This window comes from Bradyrhizobium prioriisuperbiae (assembly GCF_032397745.1).
Lineage (GTDB): Bacteria > Pseudomonadota > Alphaproteobacteria > Rhizobiales > Xanthobacteraceae > Bradyrhizobium_A > Bradyrhizobium_A prioriisuperbiae.
Genome location: NZ_CP135921.1, coordinates 1,782,697 through 1,801,034, shown reverse-complemented (window position 1 = coordinate 1,801,034; position 18,338 = coordinate 1,782,697). Strand labels below are relative to the sequence as shown.

The 18,338-nt window shown below is 64.1% G+C and carries 18 protein-coding genes; 7 read left to right on the top strand and 11 right to left on the bottom strand.

The annotated features are described in order from the left end of the window. The first annotated feature begins 192 nt into the window (after positions 1 to 192). On the top strand, positions 193 to 1,446 hold the full coding sequence (locus RS897_RS08455) for a glycoside hydrolase family 3 N-terminal domain-containing protein (protein ID WP_315836127.1): 1,254 nt from the start codon (positions 193 to 195) through the stop codon (positions 1,444 to 1,446). A gap of 52 nt (positions 1,447 to 1,498) precedes the next feature. Here RS897_RS08455 and RS897_RS08450 read toward each other — a convergent pair whose 3' ends face one another. The 3 genes from RS897_RS08450 to RS897_RS08440 form a co-directional block, all read right to left on the bottom strand. Beyond that, complete coding sequence (locus RS897_RS08450; RefSeq protein WP_315836126.1) at positions 1,499 to 2,659, bottom strand: alpha/beta hydrolase; 1,161 nt, start codon at positions 2,657 to 2,659, stop codon at positions 1,499 to 1,501. Between the two features lie 137 nt (positions 2,660 to 2,796). Next, positions 2,797 to 3,972: an IS481 family transposase gene (locus RS897_RS08445; RefSeq protein WP_315831254.1), complete on the bottom strand. Its 1,176-nt coding sequence runs from the start codon at positions 3,970 to 3,972 to the stop codon at positions 2,797 to 2,799. 310 nt (positions 3,973 to 4,282) lie between these two features. Then, positions 4,283 to 5,515, bottom strand: coding sequence for an adenylate/guanylate cyclase domain-containing protein (locus tag RS897_RS08440; RefSeq protein WP_315836125.1), 1,233 nt, complete (start codon positions 5,513 to 5,515; stop codon positions 4,283 to 4,285). Between the two features lie 449 nt (positions 5,516 to 5,964). Here RS897_RS08440 and RS897_RS08435 point away from each other — a divergent pair, with 449 nt between their 5' ends. From RS897_RS08435 to RS897_RS08425, 3 genes are all read left to right on the top strand, one after another. Next, positions 5,965 to 6,138 carry a hypothetical protein gene (locus RS897_RS08435; RefSeq protein ID WP_315836124.1) on the top strand — a complete coding sequence of 58 codons (174 nt, stop codon included), beginning with the start codon at positions 5,965 to 5,967 and terminating at the stop codon, positions 6,136 to 6,138. 399 nt (positions 6,139 to 6,537) lie between these two features. Continuing rightward, positions 6,538 to 7,965 (top strand): MFS transporter, encoded by a 1,428-nt coding sequence (locus tag RS897_RS08430; RefSeq protein ID WP_315836123.1) that lies wholly within the window; start codon positions 6,538 to 6,540, stop codon positions 7,963 to 7,965. 174 nt (positions 7,966 to 8,139) lie between these two features. After that, entirely contained in the window at positions 8,140 to 9,129 is a 990-nt protein-coding gene (locus tag RS897_RS08425; RefSeq protein ID WP_315836122.1) for a hypothetical protein, read from the top strand. A 30-nt stretch (positions 9,130 to 9,159) separates the two neighbouring features. Here RS897_RS08425 and RS897_RS08420 read toward each other — a convergent pair whose 3' ends face one another. From RS897_RS08420 to RS897_RS08405, 4 genes are all read right to left on the bottom strand, one after another. Further along, positions 9,160 to 9,477, bottom strand: a complete 318-nt coding sequence (locus RS897_RS08420) for a hypothetical protein (RefSeq protein ID WP_315836121.1) — start codon at positions 9,475 to 9,477, stop codon at positions 9,160 to 9,162. 22 nt (positions 9,478 to 9,499) lie between these two features. Beyond that, on the bottom strand, positions 9,500 to 9,823 hold the full coding sequence (locus RS897_RS08415; protein WP_315836120.1) for a hypothetical protein: 324 nt from the start codon (positions 9,821 to 9,823) through the stop codon (positions 9,500 to 9,502). A 66-nt stretch (positions 9,824 to 9,889) separates the two neighbouring features. After that, positions 9,890 to 10,549: an MBL fold metallo-hydrolase gene (locus RS897_RS08410; protein WP_315836119.1), complete on the bottom strand. Its 660-nt coding sequence runs from the start codon at positions 10,547 to 10,549 to the stop codon at positions 9,890 to 9,892. A 326-nt stretch (positions 10,550 to 10,875) separates the two neighbouring features. After that, positions 10,876 to 11,991 carry a vWA domain-containing protein gene (locus RS897_RS08405; protein WP_315836118.1) on the bottom strand — a complete coding sequence of 372 codons (1,116 nt, stop codon included), beginning with the start codon at positions 11,989 to 11,991 and terminating at the stop codon, positions 10,876 to 10,878. Positions 11,992 to 12,309: 318 nt separating this feature from the next. Between RS897_RS08405 and RS897_RS08400 the strand changes: the two genes are divergently transcribed. Beyond that, complete coding sequence (locus tag RS897_RS08400; RefSeq protein WP_315836117.1) at positions 12,310 to 12,801, top strand: MmcB family DNA repair protein; 492 nt, start codon at positions 12,310 to 12,312, stop codon at positions 12,799 to 12,801. 208 nt (positions 12,802 to 13,009) lie between these two features. Here the strand turns inward: RS897_RS08400 and RS897_RS08395 are convergent, their stop codons facing one another. The 4 genes from RS897_RS08395 to RS897_RS08380 form a co-directional block, all read right to left on the bottom strand. Beyond that, complete coding sequence (locus RS897_RS08395) at positions 13,010 to 13,642, bottom strand: biliverdin-producing heme oxygenase (protein WP_315836116.1); 633 nt, start codon at positions 13,640 to 13,642, stop codon at positions 13,010 to 13,012. Between the two features lie 60 nt (positions 13,643 to 13,702). Beyond that, on the bottom strand, positions 13,703 to 13,921 hold the full coding sequence (locus tag RS897_RS08390) for a hypothetical protein (protein WP_315836115.1): 219 nt from the start codon (positions 13,919 to 13,921) through the stop codon (positions 13,703 to 13,705). A gap of 304 nt (positions 13,922 to 14,225) precedes the next feature. After that, positions 14,226 to 14,780, bottom strand: a complete 555-nt coding sequence (locus RS897_RS08385; RefSeq protein ID WP_315836114.1) for an ActR/PrrA/RegA family redox response regulator transcription factor — start codon at positions 14,778 to 14,780, stop codon at positions 14,226 to 14,228. A 110-nt stretch (positions 14,781 to 14,890) separates the two neighbouring features. Next, positions 14,891 to 16,216 carry an ActS/PrrB/RegB family redox-sensitive histidine kinase gene (locus RS897_RS08380; protein WP_315836113.1) on the bottom strand — a complete coding sequence of 442 codons (1,326 nt, stop codon included), beginning with the start codon at positions 16,214 to 16,216 and terminating at the stop codon, positions 14,891 to 14,893. Positions 16,217 to 16,608: 392 nt separating this feature from the next. Between RS897_RS08380 and RS897_RS08375 the strand changes: the two genes are divergently transcribed. Both RS897_RS08375 and RS897_RS08370 read left to right on the top strand, forming a co-directional pair. After that, entirely contained in the window at positions 16,609 to 17,400 is a 792-nt protein-coding gene (locus RS897_RS08375) for an ABC transporter ATP-binding protein (RefSeq protein WP_315836112.1), read from the top strand. After that, positions 17,397 to 18,221, top strand: a complete 825-nt coding sequence (locus RS897_RS08370; RefSeq protein ID WP_315836111.1) for an ABC transporter permease — start codon at positions 17,397 to 17,399, stop codon at positions 18,219 to 18,221. The genes RS897_RS08375 and RS897_RS08370 overlap by 4 nt, the downstream gene beginning before the upstream one ends. Positions 18,222 to 18,338 lie beyond the last annotated feature (117 nt).

The following is an 18,338-nucleotide window of genomic DNA, read 5'->3' as shown; positions in this document are numbered from 1 at the left end:
TTCGACACAAAGTCTGCCGCTAGTTCGCATCGCTGCAGGCGGCTGGTCGCCTGCGTGAAGGGGGCGATGATGGGTGTCCGGACCGTGCTGACTCGTTTGACGGCTGTTGTTTTTTGGGCGGCGGCGCCCGTTCTCGTCGCCATGAGTTTGAATCTTTATGAGCCGTATTTCGCCGGGGTGCGGTCCCGGCTCATGCTCGTGATCCCCATGGCTTGCGTCGTGGTGCTGCTGCTCTGGCTGAGCCGGGGTTGGGTCGGGCGCACGGTCGTCAAGCGCCGGGTGGCGCGGTGGCTGCTCGTCGCGCTCTGGTGTGTACCGCCGCTGGGAATGCTGCGGTCCGAGGCGGTGTTCCAGGGCGACAAACGCGCCGTGCTCGGCGCCGAACAGGCCGATGTCGCGCGTCTCGGCCAGCACTTCATTGTCGGTTATTCACGGGTGGAGGCGGTGGCCCCGCTAGTGGCCCGGGGATTGATCGGCGGAATTTATGTGACCCATCACAACATTCGCGGGAAAACCGCCGATGATCTCCGCGGCGAGATCGCGGGCCTTCAGGCCCTGCGCCGCACCGCCGGCCTGCCGCCGCTGGTCGTGGTCGCCGACCAGGAGGGCGGCATCGTCTCGCATCTGTCGCCGCAACTCACCGCGCTCCCGGCGCTCGCCACACTCACGGAGTTGCCGAAGGAAGAACGCGCAGAAAAAGCGCGGGAGTATGGCGCCACCCACGGGCGCGAATTGGCGCAGCTCGGCGTCACCATCAACCTTGCGCCGGTGGTGGACCTGCGCCCGCCGCTTCAGTACAACGTCCTCGACTTCAACAGCCTGATCGGCCGCCGCGCCATCTCGGGCAATCCCACTGAAGTGACCGAGATCGCCGCGAATTACATCCGCGGTCTGAACGCGGCCCATGTCGGCGCCACCATCAAGCACTTTCCGGGCCTCGGTCGCGCCCGTGACGACACCCATCACTTCACCGCCCGCATCGACACTAGGGTCGAGGAACTGGAAGCCACCGACTGGGTGCCGTTCCGCGACCTGCTGGCCGGCGGCAACGCGCATCTGATGGTCGGCCACGCCGCTGTCACCGCCGTCGATCCCAATACACCGGCGTCGCACTCCAAGCGCCTGGTCGATGGTTTGATCCGCAGCACCTGGGGCTATCAGGGCCCCATCATGACCGACGACATGGTGATGGGCGCCGTCTACCAGCACGGCATCTGCAAGTCGACGGTGTCCTCGCTCAATGCCGGCGTCGACTGGCTGCTGGTGGCATATGATGGCGCGCAGTATTTCCGCATTTTCAATTGTGTGCTGGAAGCGTCGAAGCGCGGCGTGCTTGATGAAGCGATGCTGTCGAAGAGCAATGCGCGGCTGAAGGTGTTGTCATCCAATGCGCCGGCAGTGGCCGAGGCCCGTAGCCCGGATGAGCGAAGCGACATCCGGGATTGAACTTGCGATGCCTGCCCCGAATATCGCTGCGCTCATCCACCCTGCGATTCAGCTACGACTTGCCCGAATTCGCCGCGGCAAATTCCGTCAGCAGTTTCGCCACCGCCTGCGATTGCTCCTGCTGCACCCAGTGCCCGGCGCCGTTGATCAGATGGCAGGCCTGCATCGCCGTGCAGGCCGTGGTCTGCATGCGTTCGAAATCATGCGGGCGCTGGTGGATGCCCCAGTCGCTGGCGCCGGCGATGAAGCAGGACGGCACGTCGATGGTGCGGCCGGAGAAGATCTGCAGTTCGTTGTTCAACTCGGGCACGTAGCGGCAGCGATACCAGTTCAGGCCGCCCTGGAAACCGGTCCGCTGATACTCCGCGCTGTAAACAGCAAGCTCCGTGTCGGGCAGCCAGCGGCACGCGGCGATCTCCTCACGCGAAGGCATGTGATGGGCGACGGTCTCCGCCATGCCCTCGCCGGCATTCATCACATAGTAAGTCGGCAGTTTCGCCAGTTCGCCGGCGGTCCAGGACTCCAGCCGATAGGGCGTGTTGCCGCGCCAGTCGGCGCTCTTGAAATAATAGTAGGCGCGCAGGAAATCGTGCACGCCTTGCGGCGCGCCGTGCATGTCGCCGTCGGCCTCCCGGCCCGAGTAGTAGACTTGATAATGCTTGCGCGGCGGGTCGAGCGCGCCCAGTGCAGCGCTGATGTCGGGCGCTGGAGCCGCAGGTCCCTGGCGCAGCGTATCGAACGGCAGCGCGGGCGGGCCGCCGAACGGCGCGCTCATCAGCACCACCGATCGAAACACGTCGGGCCGCAGCAGTGCGCAGTAGGCGGCGACCATCGAGCCGAAATCATGGCCGACCACGGTTGCAACAGATTTGATGCCCAGTGCCGCCAGCAGACCCAGGACGTCGCGCACCAGATTGAGGGCGCCGAACGGGCGCAGCTCGACATCGTAGCGGTTGTCCGATCCGGTGGTGCGCCCATAACCGCGCTGGTCCGGCGCAATCACATGGAATCCCGCCGCCGCCAGCGCCGGCATCACCCGCCGCCAGCTGAAGGCCAGTTCCGGAAAGCCGTGCAGCAGCACGATCACCGGCCGCCCCTCGCTCTCGAAGCCGGCCTCCAGCACATGCATGGTCAGGCCATTGATGTCCGGAATCAAACGCGAGCGAATGCCCGACGGCAGCAGCGCTTCGAGATTCGGTGTCGGGTGAGTCATGGGGGCCGCGCGCGATGATGTTAGGGTGGACGCAGGATCAACATCCGCCGGGTGATGTCAACGGCGTGGTTCTATGCGAAGGACTGGTCTGCAAATGCGGATATCCCACTCTCAGCTGTCATCGCCCGCGGAAATGTTTAGCCCGGAGACATAGCTAACACCTGTTCGGACACATCACTAACAGGTTGGCCATTGGTCAAGTCAAACGTTGCGACCTGCCAACTGGCAAAGAAGATTCCATAGTGCCCGTCACGGTCCAGCGGCCTGATAGCGAGGCGCTCACCAAAGAATGCCTGCGGAACCTTCCACATCCGCCCCTTGAAGGAGATGTAGCTGCGCGTCGACGAGACCTTACGAACGATGTCGCCGCTGTCGTATTGGACTTCGGGAAGTCGAGGCGGCATGGCGCGGGAACTGGGCCGGAAGCGATCGGCAGGGACGTTCATGCCGAGCCCCTGATGAGGACGCTCCAGATTATAGACCATCCGCCAGGCGTCGAAGGCTCGTTGGACTTCCGGCAGGGTGCGGAAGCGACGCATGGCAAACACCTCCGCCTTCAGGGTGCGATGGAAGCGTTCGTTCTTGCCGCGGGCCTGCGGATGGCGCGGTCTGGCATGCACCACCCTGACGCCGAGCTTGAGCAGCCATACCTTCAGTCCGGTCCAATGAACGCCGGACGTGTCGCCCCAGGGTGAGCCGTTGTCGGTGTAGAAGGCCTCTGGCAGGCCATAACGGCGAAAGGTGGCTGTCAGATGTTCCTGCACGGTCAGACGCTGCTCGTTGGCGCAAGCCTTCAAGCACAGAGCATAGCGCGAATGATCATCGACGACGGTCAGCGGATGGCATTCCCTCCCACTGGTGAGCAAGATGTCGCCCTTGAAGTCCATCTGCCACAACAGATTGGGAGCTTCCTTCTCAAAGCGATGGCCCGGGTTTGGCGGCGCATGCTCGCTCGGCTTGATCCGGCCGTTCCGACACAGGATCTGATGCACCGTGGACGGTACAGGCACCGTCTGCCCACCCCGCTTCAGGCAATGGGCAATCTTGCGTGCTCCCCAGGCCGGATGCTTGTCACGAACAGCCAGTACCTGCGCCTCGATTGCAGCGTCGCTGCGCTTGGGCATCGCATGCGGTCGGCGGGAACGATCGGCCAGCTCTTGATCGCCCGTTTGCCAGCGAGCCAGCCATTTGTAGCCGATGTATGGACTGATGCCGAACTGCCGGCAGAGTTCTCGCCGGTTCACTCCCTCTTGCTGTGCAAGCAGCACAAACTCTCGTCGTTGATCCATCGCCGACACCTCGCGCCAGGGCATGGAAAGGGCCTCCCAAACAGGACCAATCCAGCCATTTTGACGTGTTAGCTATGTCTCCGAACACCTGTCAGTGATCTGTCCGGGCTAAACAGGAAAGCGGGCGATCCAGTAAACGGAGGCCCTCGTGATGGGCGCAAGCGTATCTTCTCCGCTCCGTCATGCCCGCACTTGGTGTCGGCATCCACGCCTTGCTGAGTCACCGTTAAGTCGTGGATGCCCGCGACAAGCGCGGGCATGACGGCTGTGGATGCCGCAGCGCCTCGACCTTCTCTGCGTGATGGCCAGGTCAAGCCGGGCTACGACCCCAGGACTACCCCCGCGGCGCACCCGCCGCCGCAAGCCCCAGCTCTCGCGGCGAATGACCCTCGGCGGGGCTGTAGATCGAAATCGGTGTCGCCACGCCGCGCAGCGTGTGTTCGCCCAGATGGTCCATCTTGCAGTCGAGATGGCGGGCCACCGCCTCGGTCACCAGGATGCTGCGGCCAAGCACCTTCTGCAGCGCTTCGACGCGGCTGGCTTCATTGACCGCCGGTCCGATCACGGTGAAATCGAGCCGGTCGGGCGAGCCGATGTTGCCGAAGAACACCTCGCCCTCGTGCAGGGCGATGCCGACGCGCAGTTGCTCCCAGTTGGTCCGGTCCGAGAACTCCGCCGGTGCATTGGCGTTGAGCGCGTCCAGTCCGACGATCGCCTGGCGCGCTGCCGAGATTGCAGCCTTTGCGGCGATCGTGATCTCGTCGTCGCCCTGCACCGGAAACACCGCCAGCAGGCCGTCGCCGATGAACTTCAGCACCTCGCCGCCATGCGCCAGCACCGCGCCGGCCATCGCCTCGAAATAGGCGTTCAAGAGCGTCAGCATGTCGGAGCCCGACAGCCGGTCCGACAGATCCGTGAAGCCGCGCAGGTCCGAGATCCAGATCACCGCATGGATCGATTCCCCCGAGCCGCGCTTGATCGAGCCGCTCAGCACCTTCGCTGAGGCGCTCTGGCCGAGATAGGCGTTCAGCGCATTGCCCGAGATCCGCATCGCGCCGTAGCGCTCCACATGCAGGGCGAACAGGCTGAGCAGGTGCTGGAAGCGCGCCTCGCCGGCCTCGGAAAATCCATTGGGATGCTTGGTCGCGATGGTGATGGCGTTGCGATGGCCGGCGCCGCTCAGCGGGATAGCGACATAGTCGGTCATGCCGGCGGCGGCGAGTTCCGCCATCATCGGAAATTCCGCCAGTGCTTCGGGCGTGTTGGGCCGGCGCCGCACCGTCTCGCCCAGCTCGAACACGCGGTAGAGCGGGTTCAGCTTGTAGCTGTCCGACTTGGTGGCGGCTTCAGCGACTTTGACCTCGTCGCACAAGCCGTCATTGATGTTCCAGTTGTAGCCGAAACCGATCAGCTGCGGATGCAGCGTGCCGATATGCAGGCTGACGCGCGCGATCGTGCCGCCGGCGGCCACCAGCCGCCAGATGAAGGATTCGAAAAACAGCAGCATGTCCCGCTCGACAGCCGCCTCGTGCAGCAGCCAGTGCTCGATATCGGCGAAGGAGACCACCGCGGGGGCGGCGGCCGGGCCCCGGGCGGAGCGGCGGACCAGGGTGACCGCGGGGGGGGATATTGGCGGGGGGCGGGGTCGAGTGTGCCGGGGGGCTTGATCAAGGGGCGCTCACTTTCAGGCAGGGGCTCGACTCGCAGTTATGACTGGCGTCCGGCCGATACCAGTCCCGGCGGGGCCGAACCTGCCATGCAAGGCCGTTGTCTGGGCCTATTCTAGCGAAAATCGCCGCGAAAGGCGATTTTGGCCAGTTGACCAGGGCCAGCCCGAATGCGGCCCCGGCCGGCGAATGTTTCGTCGCCGGCGGCCGGACGACACAATTCTCCGGGCCGACGAAACCATTTTGGGTTTGGGGCGCAGACACCCGGAAACCGGTGAGGACTATTAACTATGCCCAACAGGGCGGCGGACAACGTCGCGGCCAAGATAACAGGACAATGGAGATCATCATGCGGGCGCTCGGTTTCATCCTCACCTTCACCTTCCTGCTCTGCAATGTGTCGCTGGCCGGCTCCTCCGACAGCAAGCTGCCCCACGTCGGCCTGTTCTCCTACACCGGCTCCCCGATCGTCACGGACGCCCCCGCCCAGTCCCCGATGCTGCTGGCGATGGCTGCGAAGTGAGATCCGGCACTGAGATCTGATGTCGACCGCGTCATCGAGATTGTTCTTCCGACATGCCCGGCTCTTGCCGGGCATTTGCGTTTTTGGCGGAGCGAATCATCCCCACAGTGTCTTCGCCCGGCTCGACCGGGCGATCCAGTAACCGGGAGCGCGGCTGGTGTGAAGAATGAGCGGACACAGCCCGCCGCTTCCGACTCCGGCGTTCTCGCCATGACCGGCGTCACCTACAGGATCGTCCGGTCAAAGCCGGACGATGACACTGAAAATGTTGAGGCGCCTCGCGAACAATAACGAGCTCGCGCCCCCCCCCCCATTACCTCCGGGGTAATCGACCCCATGACCCCGATCTGAGATCACAGTCTCACCGCACTCGCCACCCGCGCGCGACCGAGGCTCCGCATGCATCAGATCGTGTCCCCCGCCATCGACCAGACCCGCCGCTGGTGGGTGCTCGCGACCGTGGTCGCGGCCCAGTTCATGTTCGGCGTCGATGCTTTCATCGTCAATGTGGCGCTGCCGACCATCGCCACCGAGCTCAAGGCCAGTGCCGCGCAGATCGAAGCCGTCATTGCGATCTATCTGATTGGTTACGCCAGCCTCGTCGTCACCGGCGGCCGGCTCGGTGATATTTTCGGCACCAAGCCGACCTTCATCGCAGGCGTACTCGGCTTCACGCTGACATCGTTGTGGTGTGGCCTTGCGCAATCCGGGCCCGAATTGATCGTGGCGCGGCTGGCGCAGGGCGCCACCGCGGCGCTGATGGTGCCGCAGGTGCTGGCCACCATCCACGTGCTGTTCTCGGATGAAGCGCGCGGCCGCGCCTTCGCGGTTTACGGCATCGCGCTCGGGCTTGCGGGCGCCGCCGGTTTCCTGCTTGGCGGGCTGCTGGTGTCGATCGATCTGGCCGGTCTCGGCTGGCGTGCGGTGTTCTTTGTCAATGGGCCCTGCGGCCTTGCGATCATCGCCGCCGCCGTCTGGCTGGTGCCGTCAGCGCCACGCCGCGCCGGGACGAAACTCGATATTCCTGGGGCCATGATCCTGTTTCTCGGCCTGCTCGGCGTGATAGGTCCGCTGCTGTTCGGCCGCGATGTGCACTGGGCGCCCTGGGTCTGGCTGGTGATGGCGGCGGGTGTCGTCGTCATCGCCGGCTTCCTGCGGTTCGAACGCCGGCTGGCCGCGCGGGGCGGCATGCCGCTGATCGATCTCGCTTTGCTCGACGACCCGGCCTTCATGCGCGGTCTCGGCGCGGTGTTCTTTTTCTTCTTCGCCAACCTCTCGTTCTATCTGGTGATGACGCTGTTCATGCAGACCGCGCTGTTTTTCACGCCGCTGCAATCCGGCGCCGCGATGGTGCCATTGGCGCTGACCTTCGTGATCGCCTCGCGCCACAGCGCCGCGCGGGCGAAGCATCGCGGCACGCTGGTGCTGATCGAAGGCTGCGCCTTGCAGCTTGTCGGGCTTGCAGCCATCGCCCTGACGGTTGCGCTGGTCGCTCATCCCAGTATCTGGGTGATGATGCTGCCTCTGGCCGTGTTTGGCTATGCCCAGGGCCTGGTGATGGCGCCGCTGTCGAGCGCGGTGCTCTCCACCGTCAGCAAGGCCAGCGCAGGCTCAGGCTCCGGCCTTTACGGCACCACCACCCAGATCGCCAACGCGGCCGGCGTCGCTGTGATCGGCGCGGTGTTCTTTGCCTTGCACGGCCAGGAATCAGGACAGACGGACTCGGATCATCTCGCGCTGTTCGCGGCGCTTGCCTGTGTCGCGCTGTCGATCGGCGTCAGCGCGATGTGTCTGCGCTGGATGCGTGCCGCGGCGGTGTCTGCGTAAGCCGTGCTCGCTGCGCCAGTGCGGTGAGACCGCCGCTGACCGTCACTCGTGCAGAACGAGCAAATCACTAACGCGGCGCGCATGATTGAAAGCGCCACCGCCTGCCGTCATCATTGTGCGCGCAAGGGGGCGTCGACAATTTTTGCGCGACCTCCCAATTGGGAGGGCTTAAGCATGAATTGCGTAAAAGTTTCATGGAGTGCCGCAGCTATTCTTCTGCTCGCGAGTGATTGTCTCACAAGCTCCGCCATCGGCGATGTGCGCGCCGCCATCGCGCCGGGCGTGATTCCGATCTCGACCACGGGCAGTCTGCAGAACCCCTGCTTTTCTCCCGACGGCAGCAAGATCGCCTTCACCCGTTTCCGCTCGGGCTACAACAAGGGCGCTTCGGACATCATGATGGTCAACGTGACCGGTGGCGCGCCGACCAAGCTCTCCATGGTGGTCGCGCAGAATGTGAACCTGCCCGGGTCGTGCTGGGATGCGGCGACCAACCAGATCGTCTTCACCGCCGACCCGGATGACGGTGACCAGATCTTTGTGGTGACCGCGACCGCAAACGGCGCCGTGCGGCAGGTGAGCCAGTTCACGGACAAGGTCGGCTGGGAGCCGTCGTTCTCGCCGGACGGCCAGTGGATCGTGTTCGAAGCCCACGCGCTCGGGGGCTCCGAGAGCTCGCCGGGAGCGATCTGGAAGATCAGGACCGATGGCAAGGAATCGAAGCAACTCACCTTGAACGGTGACGATCGCCAGCCCAACTGGTCGCCGCGCGGCGACCTGATCGTGTTTCAGGCGCGACGCAGCGTTGGCTCGTCGTCGTGGGATATCTACACCATCGCGCCCGACGGCAGCGGACTGCGAACGGTGGTCAACTCCGGCAAGGGGGAGGCGTCCGACGCGTGCTTCACGCCGGATGGGCGTTACATCGTCTATTCCGGCGATGACAACGGCAAACTCGATCATTCGGGGTTGTGGGCCTTCCCGAGCGCCGGCTCGCCCGGCAGCGTCCCGCCGACGCGCATCGGCGCCACCCGCACGTCCTATGACGGCGCGCCCTCGGTGTCGCGCGACGGCAAGTGGGTGGCGTTCGAGACCTTCAACGGCGATCCGGATGGCTCGGCCGGGACCAAAATCGAGATCCTCGCCATGCCGTCTTTACCATAGAGCATTTCGCCGGCCAGGACCGGATTGCGTTCAGCGCGATCCGGCCCGGTAACCGGCGGATTTTGCCTCGGCCTCGCACATGTAGACGCCGTATCTGCCGTGGCCGTAACTGCGCGATCCGGCGACATGGTAGGCGTGCGACTTGGTGTTGACCCAAACCACCGGCTCGAACAAGCAAAGCGGCTCCGCGCGCGCCTGGGGTGGAAGCCTGATAATGAGCGCCTGATTAGCCCACGGATTGGCGCACACGTCCGGGTCGCACTCCTGCGCGGATGACGGCATCGGGGCCAGAGCGAAAAAAACGCCGCCGACGGCTGCTGCCGTGGAATGAATCAATGACCTATGCATGATTGAAAATCCTGTGATGTGATCAGCGTGGCGCTGCCCGGTTGCCGGCCGATTTCGCATCGGCCTCGCACATGTAGGCGCCGGATCTGCCGTGGCCGTACCCGCTCGAACCGGCGGCATAATAGACGTGGGATTTCGTATTGACCCAGACGACCGGGTCGAGCACGCAAAGCGGCTCTGCCTGGGCCTGAGGCGGAAGCCTGTTCTGCCAGGGTCCATACGGATTCGAGCAGATCCATGGGTCGCATTGCGCGGAGGCCGGCGTTGTGGCGAAGGCCAGGAGAAAGCCGAAAACGGCTGCCGACAGAAGCCGCACGCGTGACGAATGAACGGATGAAATTGGCATGAGTGAAGTCCCGCGATCTGGAAAGGCGCGGATGCTACTGCACGCGGGGGAGCAGCGCCAGAGACCTCAGGCTTCGCCGGTCAGGAACGGATTGCTGCGGCGTTCGTCGCCGATGCTGGAGCCCGGGCCGTGGCCGCAGATGAAGCCGACATCGTCACCGAGCGGCAGAATCTTTTCGGTGATCGACTTGATCAGCGTCGCATGGCTGCCGCCGGGCAAGTCAGTGCGGCCGACCGAGCCGTTGAACAGCACGTCGCCCATCAGCGCGAAACGCATGGCCGGATTGAAAAACACCACGCTGCCGGGCGAGTGCCCCGGGCAATGCAGGATGTCGAAGGTCAGTTCGCCGACACTGACGTTTTCGCCTTCATCGAGCCAGCGATCGGGGGTAAAATTGCGCACGCCGGTCATGCCGAAATTGGCGCCGCTTCCAACCACATTGTCGAGCAGGTATTTGTCGGCGATATGCGGGCCCTCGATCGGCACGCTCAAGGCGTCGCGCAGCTCGGCGGCGCCGCCGACATGGTCGATGTGGCCATGGGTGAGCCAGATCTTCTCCACCGTCACACCGGATTGCGCGATGGCGTCCCGGATCTTCGGCACGTCGCCGCCGGGATCGACCACCACCGCGCGCTTGGTGGTTTCGCACCACAGCAGCGTGCAGTTCTGCTCGAACAGCGTGACGGGAATGATGGCGGCACGGGCCTTGGGGGCTGTCTCGTTCATGGGGTCACATTGCCGATTTTTGCGGGCCCGCCAAGTGATAATTGGTAGCGGGGAAGGGTGCAGAGGAACTATCCGAGGGTGTGAAGGCCACTAGATTTTGATGGCGCGAAAGTTGGTTTCTTCATCGCCTGTGCATTGGCAACGAGTCGTTCCCTCCCCCCTTGTGGGGGAGGGTTAGGGAGGGGGGTAACGACAGATCCGCAGGGCGAAAGGTTGGGCTGCGTTGCGCATCTCTCAGTTCGAGATTCGTAGCGCACCCCCCTCCCCAGCCCTCCCCCACAAGGGGGGAGGGAGCCGGGCGAAACATCATTCCATCGTGGACAAAGTCACCGCTTGATCTGGGCCTTCAGCGTATCCTCCACCACCCGATCGAATGACGACGCCTTGGCCGGGGTCTTGCTCTTCTGTTCGGCGACGTATTTGTCGCGCTTCATCACCAGCGCTGCGAGTTTCTCGTTGAGCTGCTTGCGCTGCGCCGTGTTTTTCTCGACGGCGGCGGCGCGCTGTTCCGGCGCCAGGGTGCGCAAGGCGTCGGGCAGTTCGTCGTCCTTCACTGAAGAGAGTTTCTGCCGGCCATTGGCGATGTCGCTGACCAGGTCGCCGTCGCCGGTCACGGCCTCGGACGAGACTTTTGAGCGCTTGTTGATGTAGCTCGCCATATCGCTGGCCGACGAGGGTGCGGCGGCTGCGACCTCGGACAGCTGTCGTTTCTTCAGTTCGACGCGATTCTGCAGCGCCTTCGGCCCGTAGGGGATCACGGTGCCGTTGATCTCCTTCTGCAGGATGATGATCTCGTCGTCATAGGGCGTCTCGATCACCACCAGCTCGCCGCCGTCCTGCGGGATCGGGATGAAGCGGCCGTTGCCGCGCTGCGCGATGTCGCGCCACACCCGCTCGGTGTCACGGGCGTCGCCGGCAAGCACGGCGTTGACCAGGATGTCCTTCTGCCGCGCGACTTGGAGTGTCTCCGGATATTTCTTGTCCTGCTGGTAATCCATGTGCGGCGGGGCGTCGCCGACCAGGAACACCACGCGGGTGGTGTCAGCGCCCTCGGTCCATGCCATCTTGTTGACGGCGATATCGAGGGCCTCATTGACGCTCTCGGGCCAGTCGCCGCCGCCGCGCGCCTTCAACTCCAGCAGGTTGGCATAGAGGTCCTGGATGTCGGTGGTGAGGGCATAGCTCTTGGTGACATAGTCGTCGCCGATGTCGCGATAGGCGACAAGGCCCATGCGGACGGTGGCATCGGGATTGGCGTCCACGATCGCGGTGGCGATCGACCAGATCTTGCGTTTGGCGCCCTCGATCAGCCCGCTCATCGAGCCGGTGGTGTCGAGCACGAAGGCGACGTCGACAGTGGGCTTGGCGGCCGCCGCCGTGATGGTGGCAGACATGGCGAAGCCAGCGAGAGCGAGGGCTCGCAGCGTGATGCGCACAGACATTTCCCCCTCCAGGGATGTTCGGGTTTCAAAACCGTTCGTGTCCCACATCCATCAGAGTTCCCCTGCATCGCGACGGCGCCAAGCCGAAGCCGGGCCGGAATTGTGGCGCTGTCAGCACGAATTTGCGGCTTGTGGGGTAAGGTTATCCGTCATCCTGAGGTGCGCGCTCTTGCGCGCCTCGAAGGGTGAACGGCCCCGGAATTGCTGCTCGGGCCGTCGCCCTTCGAGGGCCATGCTGCGCATGGCCACCTCAGGATGACGGGAAACAGGTGGGCGCCTTTCTGGATCGCGCCGGCCGACTCTGGTAATTTTCGCCCCATGAGCGTTCATCTTCTTCCCGTCGCCGCCGCCTTGCCGGTCGACGGCCGCCAATCCGAGACGGCGCTGGCGATCGCGCGCGGCACCGCGCGGCTGTTGCGCTCGCTCGGGTTTTGCTGTGTCAGCGAAGTGCCGCTGCCGTCAGGCCGTCGCGCCGATCTGGTCGCGCTCAATGAGCGTGGCGAAATCTGGATCGTGGAAATCAAATCCTCGCTGGAGGATCTGCGCGCCGACCAGAAATGGGCGGACTACCGCCAGCACTGCGACCGGCTGTTCTTCGCGTTCACCCGCGATCTGCCCTGCGAGATTTTTCCGCCCGACACCGGCCAGATCGTCGCCGACGCCTACGGCGCCCACCTGCATTGCGAGGCGCCGGAACATCGCCTTCCCGCCGCGACGCGCAAGACGATGCTGCTGCGCTTCGCCCTGGTGGCGGCGCAGCGGCTCAACCGGCTGGCCGATCCGCAGGGGCACGCGGAGATGTGGGAGTAGGAGAAGCGTTTCCTCCCACTCTGTGTCGTCGCCCGACTTGATCGGGCGACCCGGTAGGCGGCAAGGCTAATGGTTGGAATGATGACATTAAAGCGGCGGGCAATTCGTCGCGGACTCGTTCATTTTATCATTCGCACCGGGCGATGACACTGAGAGTGTCGAGATGCCTCGGCATGTAGCGCAAGACACAATGGCGGTGGAATGCGCCCTACACCCGCTCCGAATGCACCAGCCGGATGGCGCTGCGGGAGCGGTCGATGGCGTGGCTCATCACCGGGATCAGGGCGCTGTCGAACATGCCGAATGCGATCAGCGCGCCGTCGATCGCGCGCTGCGGGTGCAACTGCGCTTCGGGATGGTTTTCCAATGCGGCCAGGAAGCTCGGCCAGAACCGCTTGCCGAAGCCGTGGCGCAGATAGGCGGTGGCGCCGAGGATGGAGGTGTCAGGCTGGTCGGCGAGGCGAGGCAGGATCACGCGGCTGGCCATCCGCGTGCCTTCCAGCACATAAACCGCGCCGAGCATGTCGGCCGCGCCGTTGAATTGCGGCACCGGCAGCGGATCGCAGGCGATGTCCAGCGCCGAGAGATCACGCTCCAGCGCCGGCGTGCGGGCGCGCTGCGGCCAGTCGGTGAGAATGTCGTCGATGCCGGCGCGCTCCAGCGCGGTCTCCAGCGGAAACAGCGCTTCGGCCTGGCCGCGCAGGAAGCCGGAATAATGATTGAGGCGGCCCAGATCCACCCAGGTCATCGCGGCGTCGAGCCGCTGATGCGAGAGTTTGGTCGCCTCGCGAATGGCGTTCTGGATCGGACCTGTCACTGAACTCGAGATCGAAACGTTCATTGTGCGCCTCGTCTCCGGTTGGCTCCGGATCACGCCCCTGCCGGCGTTATGTCGTCCTGTCTAAGTCACAAAGATCCGGCTGCTGGTCACGAACGGCGCCAGCAGCGCGGACACATAATTCTTGGTCACTTGAGGGGGGACGGAGGTTCGACCCTTCACAGTCACGTGAGGGGGCCGAAACGACTGGCGCTGCCACTCGATCCGATAGTCCTCCACCAGCCCGTGGCGCTTGGTGGCCTCGAGCCGCGTGGAGATATCGAGATGTCGCGCTTTTCGCATAGTCCGCCGTTCCCGTTTGAGTTCGGGAGGATAACGGCGGAGGGAACAGATAGTTCCAGGGTGTGGGGAGGGGCCGCGACTGACGGCTGCGTGAGGAGTGGGAGGCAAATCCGCCCCATAGTTGTCATCACCGGGCTTGTCCCCAGCGACTTGGCTGCGCCAAGTCGCCGTGATCTCGCTTAGGGACGCAGTGCGTCCCTAAAATAGAAAGGCAGTGCGCCCCTGCTCGGGGTTGTTTCCGCGACTTCGGCGCAGCCGAAGTCGCTGAGGACAAGCCCGGCAACGACAATGAAGGTGGTTCGCCTCAGCGCGGCGCGCGTTTCGCCAGAATCCGCTGCAGCGTGCGCCGGTGCATGTTGAGCCGGCGTGCGGTCTCGGAGACGTTGCGGTTGCACATTTCATAGATGCGCTGGATGTGTTCCCAGCGCACGCGGTCGGCCGACATCGGGTTCTGCGGCGGCTCCACCTTGTCGCTGCTGCTGGCCAAGAGCGCGGCCACCACGTCGTCGGCATCGGCCGGCTTCGACAGATAATCCACCGCGCCCATTTTCACCGCGGTAACGGCGGTGGCGATGTTGCCATAGCCGGTCAGCACGATGGCGCGGGCGTCCGGGCGCTGCCGCTTCAGGGCGGACACCACGTCGAGACCGTTGCCGTCGCCGAGACGCAGATCCACCACGGCGAATGCCGGCGCCGTCTGGCCGATATGGGCAAGGCCCTCGGCCACGGTCTCAACGGAGGTCACGGTGAAGCCGCGGCCTTCCATGGCGCGCGATAGCCGCTCGTTGAAGGCCTTGTCGTCCTCGACAATAAGAAGGGAGCGATCGGTCTGTTCGGAGACGGCGGCCATTGCATTCACGTGGTGATTTCCTTCTTCCATCCTACCTCAACTGCAAAGATATGGCTTGTGCTGTCTCTGCTGCCAAGGTGATGTCAGGTGGAACCGCCTGCGGCATAACCGCCGCAGGTCTAAGCTATTGCATTTTCTGGGGTTTCCGAGGTTTCAAAACGATCGCGCGGCCATGAAATATGCGCCACCGCGCCGTGATCGGGAAACGGCCGGTTGCTGAATTTGATCTTGGCGCCGGTGCGTTCCAGCAGCGTCCGGGCGATGAAGATGCCGAGCCCGAGCCCGCCATGCTGCTTCTGCTCCTCCTCCAGCGTCGGCCGCCGCGACAGATAAGGCTCGCCGATGCGCTTGAGCATGTCAGGCGCAATGCCTGGGCCATCGTCGGAAATTTCGATCTCCACGGTGTCTGCGTTCCACCATGCATTCACCTCCACCGTCTCCCTGGCGAAGTCGACGGCGTTTTCCAGGATGTTGCCGACGCCGTAGAGGATCGCCGGATTGCGCTTGCCCACCGGCTCGGTGGTTCCGGCCACCGCGATCCGCACCTTGATGGTGATGCCGAAGTCGCGATGCGGTGCCACCGATTCCTCGATTAGGGTGGAGAGCCGCATCTGGTCGAACGGCGCGCCGCTGGACGACAGCTGCGTCAGCTTGGCCAGGATGTCGCGGCAGCGTTTGGCCTGCTCGCCGAGGGTTTTCAGTTCGCCGGCCAACGGGTTTGTCGGATCGATGGTTTTTTCCAGCTCCCGCGAGATCAGGAAAATGGTCGCGAGCGGCGTTCCCAGTTCGTGCGCGGCGGCGGCGGCGAGGCCGTCGAGCTGGGTCAGATGTTGCTCGCGCGCCAGCACCAGTTCGGTGGCGGCCAGCGCGTCGGAAAGCTTGCTCGCTTCATCGGTGACCTGGAAGGTGTAGAGGCTGGTGACGCCGATCGCCAGCACGATCGAAAGCCACACCGCCGTCATGTAGATCGGTGGCAGCGCCAGCGGCTCGTCGCTGTTCCACGGCAGCGGCATGTGCACAAAGCCCAGTGCGGTGGCGCAGGCGATGGCCAGAAGTCCCAGCGCCAGTGTCAGCCGCGTGGTCAGGGCGGTGGCCGAGATCAGCACCGGCGCCAGGAACAGGAACGAGAACGGGTTCTGCAGGCCGCCGGTGAGGAACAGCAGCCCCGCCAGTTCCGCAATGTTGAGCGCCAGCAGCGCCGCCGCATAGATCGGCTGCAGCTGCTGCCGCGGATTGAAGGCGATCTGCAGCGACAGATTGAGAATGGCGGAGAACGCGATCACCGCCACGCAGGGGATGATCGGCACGTCGAACTCGAGCCCCTGCGCCACGATGAAGATCGCGGCCAGCTGCCCCAGCACGGCCAGCCAGCGCAGCCGCAGGATGGTGTCGAGACGAACGAAACGGCGGTGATAACGGAATTCAGGAACGGTGGTGTCGGTCATGCGGGGACCATAGCGATGCGGGGGAGGGAGGACAAATTGCGCTGATGACGCATGGATGTGTCGGGGCATGGTGTGTTGAGGTGCATCTCCACACTCCGTGTCGTCCCCCGGCTTGACCGGGGGACCCAGTAGGCGATGAGGCTGATGGGAGAACCGAGGAAGTCGAAACGGGCAAGTGTTGGTCGCGTTTTTGTTGGCTCCTCGTCACATCATGGATACCCCGGTTACTGGATCGCCCGGTCAAGCCGGGCGATGACACTGAGAGTGACGAGATGCATCATTTCCCATCGCTCATGCGGGCCCCTTTGTGCGCCGCACCGTCCGACCTGCTCTGCACGGCTGAATCAGCCGCAAATCTTGCGATTCATTCCGCGATGGCTCAAGAAACGGGCATGACCATCCACCAGCCCGCCCCCCTCGCATCACCGGCCGCCGCGCGCACGGATGGCGCTGCGATCGACGTCGTTGAGCTGGCCAAGGTCTACAAGGCCACCCGCGCGGTCGATGGCATATCCTTCACAATTCCGCGCGGCTCGGTCACCGGTCTCCTGGGCGGCAACGGCGCCGGCAAGACCACCACCATTGCCATGATCATGGGGCTGGTGCGGCCGACGTCAGGGCGGGTCCGGGTGCTGGATCTCGCTATGCCCGAGCACAGCGACCAGGTGCGGGGGCGGATGAATTTCGAAAGCCCTTATGTGGACATGCCGATGCGGCTGACGGTGCGGCAGAATCTCTCGGTGTTCGGCCGGCTCTATGCGGTCGGCAATCTGCGCGCGCGGATCGCCGAACTGGCGTCGGATTTCGATCTCACCGATTTTCTCGATCGTCCCAGCGGCAAGCTGTCGTCGGGGCAGAAAACCCGCGTGGCGCTGGCGAAGGCGCTGATCAACCGCCCGGAACTGCTGCTGCTGGACGAGCCCACCGCGTCGCTCGATCCCGACACCGCCGACTGGATTCGCGCCCATCTGGAAAATTATCGCAAAACTGCCGGCGCGACGATCCTGCTGGCGTCGCACAACATGCTGGAGGTGGAGCGCCTGTGCGATCGCGTCATCATCATGAAACGGGGCCGCATCGAGGACGACGACAGCCCGGCCAAGATCATGACGCGCTACAACCGCGACAATCTCGAAGAGGTCTTCCTCGATGTCGCGCGCGGACGCGGAGTGGCGGCGTCATGAGCCGTGTGCCACGTTCCCTTGTGTTCGGCATCGCCCCGCATCGCGTTGGCGCGATGCTGCTGCGGCACTGGTATCTGCTGACGTCGTCATGGCCGCGGCTCTTGGAACTGATCTACTGGCCGGCGCTGACACTGATCACCTGGGGCTTCTCGCAGGCCTACATCTCGCAGAACTCCGGCTTCTTCGCGGTCGCCGGCGGCACCTTCATCGGCGCGGTGATCCTGTGGGACATTTTGTTTCGGGGACAGCTCGGCTTCTCGATGTCGTTCCTGGAAGAGATGTGGTCGCGCAATCTCGGCAACCTGATGATGAGCCCGCTCAAGGTCAGCGAGTTCGTGCTGTCGCTGATGATCATGAGCATCATCCGCCTCGCCATCGGCGTGATCCCGATGACATTGATGGCGATCGGCTTTTTCGGTTTCAACTTCTATGGCCTCGGCATCGCGCTGGTGGCGTTCTTCGCCAACCTGATCTTCACCTCATGGTCGTTCGGCCTGATCGCCTCGGGCCTAGTGCTGCGCAATGGCATGGGCGCCGAGGGCCTCGCCTGGACGCTGATGTTCGTGCTGCTGCCTTTGACCTGCGTGTATTATCCGGTGGCGGTGTTGCCGGGCTGGCTGCAGGTCCTCGCCTGGTGCCTGCCGCCCACTTACGTATTCGAGGGCATGCGGGCGGTGCTGATCGATCACGTATTCCGGGCCGACCTGATGATTCAGGCCCTGATCATCAATCTGGCGCTGTTTTCGGCCTCGATCGGGGCGTTTTTGCTGCTTTTGAACAGCGCCCGGGACAATGGCTCGCTGGTCCAGACCGGGGAATAGCGCTTCCAGCGAGGCGGGACCCGGCTCGCCTTCGCAAAAAGTGCCGAAAGATCAAAGCTGAGGCAGGGGCCGCGGTTAGCATAGATTTCCACCATATCCGCCCTTAGTTCGAATTCG